Source organism: Acinetobacter sp. AOR18_HL (assembly GCF_027855145.1).
Classification (GTDB): domain Bacteria; phylum Pseudomonadota; class Gammaproteobacteria; order Pseudomonadales; family Moraxellaceae; genus Acinetobacter; species Acinetobacter pittii.
On sequence record NZ_JAKTIG010000031.1, the window covers coordinates 465,060 to 478,945 of the forward strand.

Genomic DNA, 13,886 nt, shown 5'->3' on the forward strand with positions numbered 1-13,886 from the left:
TAATTTCCTAATATGAGTGGAGAGTATTTTTGATAGGATCAAATCTTTGAATTGTCCCCTTATTAGATAAAATACTATTCTTCACTGTTTCAGATATCTTTGTATTCATATTTACTACTAAAGTAACTGGTTTTCCTGTTGCCCCATACCCCCTGAGTTGCTGGGTATCTGTAAGATATTGGACATTCTTGAACTCAACTAATGTCCCACCATTACCGAATGCATCTGGAATAATATTAATCTGTCCATCTCTCTCAGTTTTTATGGTAATCATTTGTCGATCGGTATTTCGCTTTACCCCCAATTTACTTGCAGCACTCATTTCAAATTCTTTACCGTTTAATCGGTTTCTGGTAACTACGTCTTTTTTTACTTGTAAAACTTTTAAAGTATAAGCTTGATCTACTTTTAATTTATCCAATTCAGCTTGAGCAAGCTTTAATGATTCAGCCTTCCCCGGTTTTAAATCTGTTCCAATAATAAGGTCAAAAGCTGCTAAAGCTCTATCAAAAGGAGTACTGGCAGGACCAAAAACAGTTACCAAATCATCAGCTATTCCAACAAGCTCACTTACGCCTTGATCTTTAAGTTTTTGTACAAAAACCTTTGAATCGACTATACCCTTATTTGCTTTCTTAATATCACCATAAATTTCAGCTGCTTTTACTAATAGCTTACCTGTGGTAGTTGCTAATCTAACTAAGGAGTTATTCTGAATCGCAGTATCAGCACTGTTCGCAGCAGTGTTTACATCATAACCAGTATATGCTGCAACCGTTCCAGAAACTAATTTACCTATATTCCGGATTTTTAGTTTTTCTGCATCAGTATATTCAATACCATTGGCTGGTTCTGGCATTAACCCTGCAACTATTTCACCTACACCGGCACCAATCGCACCTGCCTCACAACTAGACTTCGTTGCAGCAGCAGCAGCACATCCAACAGCGGCGTGAGCAATTTTATGAATTGTATATTCAAATATATTCGGATCGACTTTATCTAAACTCGTTCCAATCTGACTAGCCAACTCTCCTTGTAAGGCCCCTGCTAAACCGGCTAGTAATGCAACTTGTAAATTATCGCCAAGATTCCCACCATTAATGGCAGTTTGTACTAAGGTGGATCCTACAGAAGTGGTAAAATTATTTACTAATCGGTCTGATAGGAGAGTACTGTCTGGTTTTAAATTTAGAGCAGTACCAACTTGACTTAATAAACCTGCTGTTACCACAGATGCAGCCAGATTTTTAATGGAATCTTTACTTCCCATCTCTTTTAGGGTCTTGCCAATATCCCCACCGTTATTAATCAGACCAATACTTGCCTGAGCAGCTAGACTCGTGACTGCTGCATTTGCCATTGCCCCTAATGTTGATGGAACAATTGCGCCTGCCGCTGTGGTAGTCACCCCAGCCGTACCAAGCATGCTTGCCCCAAGACCGACCGTAGTACCACTAGCAGCTGTTCCTCCTGCTGCTCCAGCCGCCGCTGCTGTACCAGTACCCATTGTCGCAATAGTGACGATGATGACAATTAAAGCCGCTCCTGCTCCAGTTAGACCTTGTGATTTATAATCCCAATCCTTTTGAGTAAGGAGGATCTTCTGCCAATCCACATCATTACGATTGACTAAATCTTTAAGGTAAGTATTTCCAGGTTGGTTTGCTAATTTTAAAATTTCATCCCGAAGTACTATTTTATTGGCATCTTTTTCACTTATCGGTATTTGTACGCTCAGCCCACCAGCAGCCTTAAATGTAGGCGCAACAGGTCCATTAAAATTTGGGAGTTTGGCTGTTTCTGTAATGGAGCCTTTATCTTGCATAGATTGCCAAACAACAGAATTACTTTCTTTCTTTAGTTTTGTCGAAATATTAGTAATAGCAGGCTCAATAAAGATTTTACCACCTGATTCAATTGTTGCGCCTTTTAAATATTCAAAATCAGTCCCTACTAATCGTGTATCAAAGCCTGATTTTGTACCGATATAATCAGCAACTAATTTCGTCGGTATTTGTGTTACTACATTATGAGTCGAATTTGTCTTTGAACTATTATATTTAATCCCCATTATTGATGATTTACTATTCACATCAATTGTTGTTTTTGAAGATTCAGGAGCTGTATAAAAATTCAAATTACCACCTGAACGAACTGAAATCATCCCTCCATTCGCTGTGAGCTTACCTCCATAAATATCTATACTATTTTGTGGATTTACTTCTTTACTTTCTATATAAATATTTTTTGCATCAATATCAACTGAAGCAGGTCTTATTAACTCGTTTTCCATTACAGTTGTTATTGTCTTTTTCTTTAATCCACCCCAAGATTTTTTCTTCTGTACCTTTGTTGACCGATCAAAAATTTGCTCGAGTGCTACATCAAACAGAATATTCTTTTTCGCTTCTATCTTTACTTGATTTTTAGCTGAAATACCCACTCCTTGAAGTACAAGATTATCACCTGCACTATTTCCTACTGTTTTTATATTTATATCAGCTCCTTCAATAGTAGTAGGGCTTACAAAAGAAATTGCTTTATAATTAGAATCTGTATCATTACCCTTGTCATAAAAGTCATTATGTCCAGCTATAATAATACTAGCATTCATATTTATAGGCTGGTTATTCTTGTTTAAAACCGTAGAATTATAAATTTTATCGCTTCCCCCTTGAGCTTCAATATTTACTTTTCCATCATATCCTGCCTGGATTGTTGCTCCAGTAATTTTTATTCCCTTTTTTGAAATAAGGTTAATAATTCCATCACCTAGACTTGTTCTAAGTACAGTTTCTGCATGTTCGAATCCATTTGTCCCATTTTCTAAAAATGTGGAGGCATCTTTTAGATCTGCTAATTCTTCTTGCATTTGACTAATTCTTGAAGCACTATATTTTTTTAAACTTTCAGTATTAGATAAGATCATTGTCAAATTAAAAATTTTTTCAAACAATTCAGAGCTATATTTTTTACTAGCATAATTATTAAAATTATTCTTAATTCCATCAATATTAATATCACCTGAACTAGTAAAAATATTTATATTTCGACCAGAAATAAAAGCCCCTTGAATATCTACTTTTTTTCCTTCTACGTGAATATCTCCTGTACCACTAATAGTAAAATTCCTCTCAGAACCATTACCTTTACTCCCCCCATATCCAAGTAAGGTTAAATCTCCATTTTTTGAAATTAACTCAATATTATTATCACCTTGAATTTTAATTTTTTCTGGATCCAATACAAGAGTATTATTTGTTTGAATTGAAAGATTTCCCTGTATCTTCTGTAATTGAGGATCACTTGCTAAAAATTTATCAGACTCTTGATTAGAAAATATATTCCTTGCTGAGTTTAGTTGAACATCCTTATTTATATTAAATGACCCATCAGTTTCAATATTGATTGCTCCTCCTTTAATGCTAGTAGAGTTAAGAGCTTGTGAGCCTTTACTTTTTAATGATAATAAACCAGCTGCTTTTAAATTAACTAAACTATAAGATTCCCAAATTGTAGATGTTACTGTAGGGCCCTGTTCACTATTCAAATAGATATTTTTTTGACTATTAAGCGCCATGTGTTTATCAGCATTCGCTTCTATATTTTGTAAAGTCAAATGATCTTTGGCGGAAAGCTCAATATTCCCTTTAGAGTTTAATTCGCTATTTGATAATGTCGTTTTACCCTCGCCATTAATAGATAAACCACCAACAGAAGTTGTTAAATTGGTGCTATCAATAACGATATCTGCTTTCTTATTCTGAATCTGTAAGGATTGTCCTTGTAAAACATTCTTTCTTACATTGTCATATCCACTATCACCACTAATCGTAACATCGGTATTCGCCTGTAAAGAAACACCATTACCAGCAACTAGTTGAATATCACCCTGTTCAGCAGTAATACGAGTAGATTTTAATTGTACATTCCCATCCCCAATTGACCCTAATGTAACCCCTTTATTACCATTAATGAAGGTCATATCAGTTGTTGCGCCATCTTGATCTGCCCAAGGAGCTGATTCTATTTCTTGCAGTGAATTTAAAACTAGATTTTTATTCGCAAGAATCGAAATTTTGCCAGCATTAGAATTGGCTTTGAGGCTATTGGCAGTAATCCCACCAGTTAAAGCTGAAATGTTGATATCATTTTGAGCATTTAATACATTATTTAGAAATAAATCAGTTGTTTCTGTGATCAGATTAATATCTTTTTGGGAGGTGAAATTCGTATTTAATGTTAATTGACCTGCTTGTAACTGGATACTATCTTTACTAGAGACCCCTTGAGCTGAAATACTTAAATTATTCTCGGCATCCAATGCAACTTTCCCTGTAATCTGGGGTAGAACTTTTGTTGCATTGTTCCAAACCAAGTTTCGTCCACTATGAGCATTAATGTTCTTGACTCGTGTTGCAGAATTTTCAAGTGCAAATCCAAGATTTTGTAAATTTACATCTCCTGAACTATATAAGTTTAAATCTTTACCCCCATAAATAGTCCCACCTCGAATATCAATTAAACCATCTGTATTTGAAGAATCTGCTTGTAGGTTTATTGAACCCAAGGATGCCTGTATCTGATTTTCGTTCAGTGAGAGCTTACCTTTTCCGGATACATTCAAATTTTGTGCTGCTATTAATTTTGCACCTTGAGCTGCAACTACATCTTTTTGCGACTGGATATAAGCAGAACCCCGATTACTGGTAATGCCTGCATTAGTTGCCAGATCGATGTTCGCTGCATCAACATATACATCTCCACTCTGTGCATCATTAAAAATTCGACTATTTGCCGCTAAATTTAAATTCCCTTTGCTACTAATGATTAAAGGAGAAGCAGCCAAGCTACCATTATTAATAATAATTTCTTTAGCATTTACATTCAGGTTATTACCTGAATCAATATTTAACATGCTATTACTATTAATACTGCCTGATGAGTTGATATCTGCAACAGCACCAGTGCCTGTTGTTTGTAGACTCACTAAACCTTGGGTTTTACTGGTCGAACTGATAGTACCGCTATGCTCAATTTTCCCGGCACTGGTAATTACCAGATTGTTGACTGCCTGAAGTGTCCCCGCATTAGTAACGCCTAGGCCCTTTTCTGTACCCATCAAATAAATATTATTGGCATACATTCCACCCAGCGCTTTAACATCTACTGCCAATGTCGGTGCGGTTCCTGTGCCTGTTTTAGCAGTAACGTCCTGTAAATCTGCACTGACATTATTTGCTCCAGCAATGACCTGAATATCATTTTTGGCGCGTAGCTCAGCACTAAGCTCTAATGCACGGGTATAGAGGTCTACATAATTTGCATCATTATTATTTCCCCCCAAGCCAAATTTAGAATTAGGATTCGCTGAGACCGTAATTTTTCCTTGGTCAACTGTAAACTGCTTGATACTGCCATCGGCATTTAACTGAGGCTTACCCGTAGTAAAAATTGCCTTATTGGCATTAATAAAGCCACCACCTTTAATATTAATACCAGACGGGTTGGCAATAATCACATCTGCCATTTGCCCTGCAACTTCTAAGTTCCCCTCAAAGCGTGAAGCAGCTGTTGAATTTACCTCATTTAAAATAACTCGAGCTTCGCCTGTTGCTAAAAATGGGTTTGCCCCCACGGCCCCTACGGTTTTCGTGGTAGCTCCTGTTCGGCTGTTATTTAAAACAGCGCCTTCAGCCAGAACATCAAACTGTTTGTAAATATTATGGGATATACCATTTTTAGGGGTCTGGATATTGACCACCGGAACTGTTGTGCCTGCTGAGTTCTTACCAGCACCAATGACAGCCCGATTCGCAGCATTCGCTGCGCTATCTGCAACAATAGCAGCATAGACCGGAGCAAATGGCACCAACAAGCTGATACTTGCCGCCAATGCCTTAACGTGCCACAGTTGATGAAATGATTTTTCTTGCACCAGTGATTGCCCAGAGCTCACTATTTCTGAGGAGGTAGATTGTCCTGCCGCCTTGCTCTGGCTTCTGACATTCTCGGCAACTGCCATAAACATGTTACGGGCTTTGTTAAAAACAATTCGATAAAGATTTTTATTCATAAGTCAGTTTTCTCTAATTAAAATTAATTTTGTTTCTTAAGGAAACTTAATAAAAAGCATTTAGGCTAAATCCCAAAATCCAGTCTTTTTTTATACTTTTAGGTGTGATTAGGCCTCGCCCTGTAAAGGCATCAATATAAAAATGGTTGAGATAACTTCGTAGTCCTACGACACTTCCCATCAGATGACGCTGCCCAGCAATACTGTTCTCACCGTTCACCCACCCCTGATCTACAGCCATGTAAAATTGAGTATTAGGAATTTGTGTATTTACGCTGATTTCCTGTTGTAAATACTGTCCGTTATCGCCTGATAGCATCAGTTCACCATCAAAACCTCGAACGCTATAACGACCACCGATATAAAAACGGTCATTAGGTACTAAAACTCGTGGAGCATATTGTCCGCGCCAGTTCAAACGGTATTGCGCTGGCACATTTAAAAGCTGAAATGGCATTTGAAAACGTAAATCGGCACTCCATATCGGTGCACGGGAATACCCTTCTGATGGTAATGGATTTTTATCAATGTCCTTAATTTGTTCTTCTGGTGCTAACAACGCATCAAATGCGCCTGTGCCATGCCGATAATCCAAACCCGCATCTAATACAGCATCACCCAGATATTGGCGATGTTGTATCCCTGCATTCCAGCCTGAAGTTTTTCTACGTTGTACTTCGATTTCAATATCATCAATAAAGTTTGAATTTTGCTTATGGTAGAGCTTGCCATAGAGGCTAGTTTTATGCTGTCCACTTCGGCTAAGTACACGAGATACATTCAAATTACCCTGCTGACTTAAGCCGTGATAACGTAGTACACCATTTGCACCCAATACATTTTGCTCGTATTGATAACGGCTATAGCTAGTACTGAAATCATAATTTCCTAACGGAAGCTGATAACTTACAAAGTAGTTTTTATTTAAGTCTCGATTTAAGTTATCTAATGAATGACTAAAATTAAAAGAAAAATAATCACTTAAATAGAATGGATTATTAATATTGAGTCCAAGACTACCTATATAACGACCTGTATCTTTACTTCCTGAATTATCCAGACCAAAATTTAAATTGATTTTCGATTGTGGCTGTAACTTAATAATCAGATCACTATACCCTTTAGCTTCCTGAACAGACTCATTTGACGGCACAATTTGTATATCTACCGTATAAGCTCGTTTTAAGTTTTCGAGACCCTGATCAAGTTGTTGTAGATTAAGGACATCGCCTTCTTTAAATGGTAAAGCTGCTTTAAGTTGTAATAAGGAGAGTTGCTCACCTTCTACGATGATCTTACGTAAACGCCCAATCTGTACACCGAGCCGTAAAGAACCTTGCTGAATATCTTGAGGATCAACAGTAACCTGACTGGTAATAAAACCCTTTTTAATCAATTCATTTTGGGCGAAATTAACGAGGTTACGTAAGCTTTGCGTACCGATACACTTGCCAATAATCTTCTGCGGATGATTCCAGATTGCCCGAAGCATAAAGTGAAATTTATAGTGTTCAGGGTCCTGTAACGTCTTTCTATCAAAATCAATATTCTTGACCTTAACGCATGGCTCTTCCGAAACGACTATAGTTTTAAAATCCTGCAATTGGGTAGTGACAGGTTTAGGTGCAAGCTGAGTGATTTGCTCTTCTAATTGTTGATTAAGCTCTTTTAAACGTTGTTCCTGACGTATACGATCTGGTAAAGAAATATCATCGATAGCATAAGCATGTGTAGCTACCCCATACAAAAGAAAAAAAGCGTGAGTAAAAAAAATTTTGTTTTGCATAAAATGTTATTTTTAATTTACCAAATGGATAAAAAATCAAACAAAAACTACATGAATCATTCACAATCAACAATAAATGTCATAAAAAATTCATAATTGAAACATTTTGGAAATTTTTTAAATATTTTTAATTTTTATTAATGTATACCTATAGTTTAAATATTTAGGAAACAATAGTTGTTCATTAAAATTAATTTCTATCTTCTTTTATAAAGCTATAAATTCAATTCTTTTCATATTTTTAGAATTATTTTCATTTACTAGGCCAATTTTTATTATTAAAAAAAAAGAATATTTAATAGGAGTTAAGCACTCTAAAACCACTCAACTCCTTAGAAATGCTTAATCAATCCATCAACTTTTTACGGCGATACAATCCACAATTTCCAGAAAATAACGCTGCCAATAAACACGTAATGATGGCATAAGTCGCAACATTCATTCCAAATAGCTCAACAGCTAAAATAATAGAGGTCAACGGTGCCTTACTTGCTCCAGAAAACAGACTCACCAAGCCTAAGCCTGCAAGTAATGAAATGGGTAGGTTTAAAACTGCGCCTAAAGCATTACCTAATGTCGCACCCACATAGAACAACGGTGTAATTTCACCACCTTTAAAACCCGACCCTAAAGTGATGGCTGTAAAAATAGTCTTGTTAAAAAAGTCGTAAAACTCAATCGGTACATAAAAAGATGAAATGATTTTATCTGTACCCAAACCGTTGTATTGCTGATGCGCAGTGAACAGCGTAAGTAGCATAATGACAATACCACCCGCCATCGTTCTTAATGGTAAATAACGCACATATTTATAAAAGACGTCACTCGCAAAATGAATGGCAGCAATAAAGAAACGTGCGACTAGACCGAAGATCAGACCTGCCACAATTAAGTTCATGAGCGTGCCAAAATGAATGGCTGGAAACTCACTAATCACATAAAAAATATGCGGGTGAACAATATCAAATAGCTCAGGGATCGCCGATGCAATCAGAGCCGACACAAAGCATGGAAAAATAGCTGAATATCTTAAATTACCCAAAGCAGTAATTTCTAAACCATAGATTGCACCCGCTAGAGGCAAGCCAAATACCCCTGCAAAGCCTGCACCAATACTGGCGATTAAACAGATTTTTCGGTTATCTTCCGAGACTTTTAATATATGACTCAAGTGGTCAATTAAGGCACCCGAAAGCTGAACCGCTGGCGCCTCACGCCCCGCCGAACCACCGAATAACTGCGTTAAAATTGAAGTAATAAAAATGATGGGGCTCATTCGTTTTGGAATAAACGACTTAGGCTGGTGAATTTCATCAATCAGTAAATGGGTTCCGCGTTCAATCGGTGATCCATATTTTTTAATGAGATAGCCAATACCAAAACCCACAAAAGGTAAAAAGTAGATGAGCCAGTGATGCAGACTTCGAACTTTGTTTGAAATATCAAAAGCGACAAAAATTAAGGTCGAAGCTAGCCCTGCTATGACTCCAATCACAATTGAGATGACGAGCCAATAGACACTGTATTTTAGAATTTGATCATATTCAGATGAAGGTAGAATTTTCATTCGCTTTCTTCAATTCGCCTTTGAGTGAGTGCCAAATTCTCAAATTATTTTTATGCTGCCAGCTCATTAAGTGAGAAATGCTTAAACTGGGCTAAAAATTAAAGCCCGCATAAGCGAGCTTTCAATACAGTGATTAATTTTCATATCACTAAACTGTGAGGAATATCTCACAATTAGTACTGATTTTCAAGCTGAAAATGGTTAACGAGTACTGTGAAAATAGCTGACTGAGTGAATAAATAAGCATTCGATTTGACCCAATTAAACTGATGCTTAAGTGAGCCAAATCATTTATTCAAAACTTAATTAATACTCGCAATCACTGTTTCTGCATGGCAGGTCGCGCCCTTCTCTGCGCCAATCTGAATAACACCACTGCGGTGTGCCAGTACCTGCACTTCCATTTTCATGGCCTCCATAATCGCAACCACTTGGCCTTCGGTGACTTGCTCACCATTTTCGACTTTCCAAGTGCTAATCACACCATTAATTGGGGCAAGTAAATGCTCGGCACTCACTTCTGGCTCGGTTGTTTGGGCTGGAGCTGCGGTTGCTGGACCTTGTGCAAACATCCCCGCAGGTAAACCTAAACGGTGTAACTTACCATCAATTTCAATGTAGCTCAGTAACATCGATTGTTGATGGTTTGGAATGCCACGTTTAGTTGGCTTTAATTCTTGTTTAAAGTCATTTTCAATCCAGCGCGTGTGTACATTAAATTCATCTGTAAAGTCAGGTTCATTAAGTACCGCGCGGTGAAAATCTAAAACCGAAGCTACGCCTTCAATTTTAAATTGTTTTAAAGCACGTTTAGCGCGAGCAATTGCAACTTCGCGGGTTGGACCAGTCACAATTAGCTTTGCCATGAGTGAGTCAAAATGGCTAGACACTAATGACCCAGTGCGAACACCTGTGTCTACTCGTACACCGTTACCAAACGGCGCTTCAAATAAACTCAATACACCAAAGGCTGGAATAAAACCACGTGCTGGGTCTTCGGCATTAATACGGAACTCAATGGCATGGCCTTGTGCTTTTGGTGTTTCTTTAATAGAAAGCGCTTCACCTTGTGCAACACGAATTTGTTCCACCACCAAATCGACTTTCGACGTTTCTTCGGTCACTGGATGCTCAACTTGCAAACGAGTGTTTACTTCTAAGAATGAAAGCTTACCGTCACGACTCAGTAAATATTCAACTGTTCCCGCACCCACATAGTTTGCGGCCTGACAAATATTTTTTGCCGAGGTTAAAATTTGCTGATAAATCTCATCGCTAATGAATGGTGCTGGCGCTTCTTCGACTAACTTTTGGTTACGGCGTTGCAATGAACAATCACGTGTGCCAAGCACCACAATATTGCCATGCTGATCAGCAATCACTTGCGCTTCTACATGGCGCGGTTTATCTAAATATTGCTCGACAAAACATTCACCACGGCCAAAGGCAGCTTTTGCTTCACGTACTGCCGACTCATAAAGCTCTTTCACTTCTTCGAGTTTCCACGCGACTTTTAAGCCACGCCCACCACCACCAAATGCAGCTTTAATGGCAATTGGTAAACCATATTGTTTGGCAAACTCTAAAGCTTCATCTGCATTATTGAGTGGATCTTGCGTACCCTGAACCAAAGGCGCACCGACTGAAGCAGCAATTTTACGTGCTTCAATTTTATCGCCTAGTTTTTCAATGGCACTTGGTGATGGCCCGACCCATTTTAAGCCTGCATCAATCACGGCTTGAGCAAACTCAGCACGTTCAGATAAAAAGCCGTAACCCGGATGGACCATGGTTGCTTTCGATTTCTTTGCAACTTCGATAATGGCTGGAATATTTAGGTAAGTCTCGCTAGCAGTCGTACCCGCCAAACCCCATGCTTCATCTGCAAGTTCGACATGCATGCTGCCAATATCGTCATCTGCATATAACGCGACTGATGAAATTCCCATATCACGGCAAGCATGAATAATACGAACGGCAATTTCACCACGGTTAGCAATCAATAATTTTTCTGTATTCATCTTTCATTCTCAAAATCTGTAAATTCGGCAATTTTTTTAAATTTGATGCGGCAACCTGCCGGAATCTGTGCCACCAAATCCCAATGGTGTTTAGCAACAGAGGCAATGACCGGATATCCGCCCGTTAAAGGGTGATCATTCATAAATAAAACAGGCTGACCACTCGGTGGAATCTGCAAAGCACCAATACATGTACCTTCACTTTCCAGTTCATGGGTAATTTTGCGAGTTAAAGGCTGTGCACCTGAAAGTCTTAGCCCGACTCGGTTGCTTTCATTGGTCACGAGCCATTCTTGCTGACATAGCAGTTCAATACTGTCTTGTTCGAACCAATCGGTACGTGGGCCCATCACAATATCTAGCTCAACTACTTCGCCAGCTTGTGGCAAATCGTTTTTACCAACTTCATTTACGCTAATATTGGCTGTCTTTACTTGCCCTTGATAAATGATATCTCCAAGTTTTAAAGGCTCTGGACCTAACACTGCCAAGCTATCAAACGAAGCACTATTGAGTACTGGCTCAACGTCTATTCCACCGCGAACAGCCAAATAATTTCTTAAGCCTGCTGTTGGTGGCTGAATTTGAAATTCATCGCCTTCATCCAAATCAATCGGTTGATAGCTTGCAAAGTCTGCGGTTTGACCACCGGCAAATTTCACCCGAATGTTTGAGATAGCCCCAGCCACTGCAATAACGCCCGCATGCTGCATTTTGGCTTTTAGGCCGCCATTTAAAACTTCAATAACTGGTGTATCGGTTGGATTACCGACAATACGGTTAGCACTGTGCATGGCAGATAAGTCCATTGCACCAGCCACGCCAACCCCAATATTGGTCTGGTTTAATCGCCCTTCATCTTGAATAAGCATTTGTAAACTTGGTACAGTGATCTTAAACAGTGGCACCGATTGTTTCGGCTCAACCGTACGCGTGATTTGCTGCGGTACAGTCACTGTCGTTTGGTTATGCGTCACATCTTCAAAATGTACGGTCATGCCCGGTAACAGTAACGCAGGATTTTTACGCTCTAAATCCCACATTTTTTCTGATGTAGTACCAATCAGCTGCCAACCACCCGGACTGTCTTTTGGATAAATACCAGAGTATTTTCCAGCCAATCCCAAAGAACCTGACGGTATTTTTTTACGCGGAACCGTTAAGCGCGGAATATCGGTAAAAGGCTTATCGGGACTGCTCATATACGCAAAGCCCGGCGCAAAACCAATAAAAGCCACATTCCACACACTTTGGTGATGTTTTCTAATCACATCTGCAACAGTCAGCCCTTGTAGCTCTGCAACTTGAGCAAGGTCTTCGCCGTTATAGCAAATCGGCACAATCACTTCTTGGCCGCTACGCTCAAATCCAGAATCAATTTTGAGACTCTGAATTGAAGCAACCAGCGTTTTAAAATTGGTTTCGATCTCATTAAAGAAAACCAAAATTGTTTTTGCAGCGGGGACTAAGTCTTTAATTCCATTCAATTGCGTATTTTGCAATTTATTGTACAACGCCAAAGTTTCCTCTAAGCTCGCAAGCTCAATCAGGAAACAGTCGGCGTTTACCGATAAAAAACGCATTTGCTTATCCTTTTTAATTCTTCTTTAGTCCAGTTAGCCAATCCAAGCATGGTCAGGAATGTCGGTAATAAACATGTGACCCGGTGCATGACTAATCGCAAAAGGAATTTTCGAGTTCATGACGGCAGCTTGCGGTGTTACGCCACAGGCCCAAAACACTGGAATTTCACCCGCTTCAATACGAGAAGCATCGCCAAAGTCTGGCTTATTTACATCCAAAATTCCTAAGCTTTCAGGGTGCCCAATATGTACAGGTGCACCATGCACGCTTGGCATACGTGCTGTAATTTTTACCGCTTCGCTAATTTGATGCGATGGAATTGGTCGCATGGAAACTACCATGTTTCCTGAAATACGCCCTGCTGGTTCACACTTGATATTGCTCAAATACATCGGCACATTGGTGTCGTCATGAATATGACGAACTTCAATGCCCGCTTCTTGCAAAGCTGTTTCAAACGAAAAACTACAGCCAATTAAGAATGTCACCAAATTAGGATGAGCGTTATAAATCTCTCTTGCATCGGTCACTTCATCGACCATTTCGCCATCTTTCCAAATGCGATAACGTGGGAAGTCAGTGCGGATATCTGAGTCTGCTGCAAGCTTAGTTGCATAGATGCCTTCTTCGAGCACATCAAGCACAGGGCAGCTTTGCGGATTACGGTGTGCATAGAGCAAAAAGTCATATGCCCACTCTTTTGGCACCGAAATCATGTTGACCTGCGTCATACCTGCGGCCATGCCTGCTGTCGGTTTATCAAAACCTGCACGGATTTTTAAACGCGCATCTAACGCAGCTTCAAGCTGAGCTGGGTCGACTTTAATATCCTTATACATGGTGCTCATC

General features: G+C 39.1%; 6 protein-coding genes. All 6 read right to left on the minus strand.

What is annotated here, in order from left to right:
• Positions 1–7: 7 nt before the first annotated feature.
• The 6 genes from MKL51_RS10335 to MKL51_RS10360 all read right to left on the minus strand — a co-directional run bounded on the left by MKL51_RS10335 (position 8) and on the right by MKL51_RS10360 (position 13,885).
• Positions 8–6,079: a two-partner secretion domain-containing protein gene (locus MKL51_RS10335; RefSeq protein ID WP_087400482.1), complete on the minus strand. Its 6,072-nt coding sequence runs from the start codon at positions 6,077–6,079 to the stop codon at positions 8–10.
• A gap of 46 nt (positions 6,080–6,125) precedes the next feature.
• On the minus strand, positions 6,126–7,865 hold the full coding sequence (locus tag MKL51_RS10340) for a ShlB/FhaC/HecB family hemolysin secretion/activation protein (RefSeq protein ID WP_017481474.1): 1,740 nt from the start codon (positions 7,863–7,865) through the stop codon (positions 6,126–6,128).
• Positions 7,866–8,211: 346 nt separating this feature from the next.
• Positions 8,212–9,432, minus strand: a complete 1,221-nt coding sequence (locus MKL51_RS10345) for a chloride channel protein (protein ID WP_017481473.1) — start codon at positions 9,430–9,432, stop codon at positions 8,212–8,214.
• 302 nt (positions 9,433–9,734) lie between these two features.
• Positions 9,735–11,453: an acetyl/propionyl/methylcrotonyl-CoA carboxylase subunit alpha gene (locus MKL51_RS10350; RefSeq protein ID WP_017481472.1), complete on the minus strand. Its 1,719-nt coding sequence runs from the start codon at positions 11,451–11,453 to the stop codon at positions 9,735–9,737.
• The gene (locus tag MKL51_RS10355; protein WP_270904288.1) at positions 11,450–13,036 is read right to left on the minus strand and encodes an urea amidolyase family protein; all 1,587 of its coding nucleotides are present in this window, start codon (positions 13,034–13,036) and stop codon (positions 11,450–11,452) included. The genes MKL51_RS10350 and MKL51_RS10355 overlap by 4 nt, the downstream gene beginning before the upstream one ends.
• Before the next feature lie 33 nt (positions 13,037–13,069).
• The gene (locus MKL51_RS10360; RefSeq protein ID WP_080612904.1) at positions 13,070–13,885 is read right to left on the minus strand and encodes a putative hydro-lyase; all 816 of its coding nucleotides are present in this window, start codon (positions 13,883–13,885) and stop codon (positions 13,070–13,072) included.
• Position 13,886: the final 1 nt, after the last annotated feature.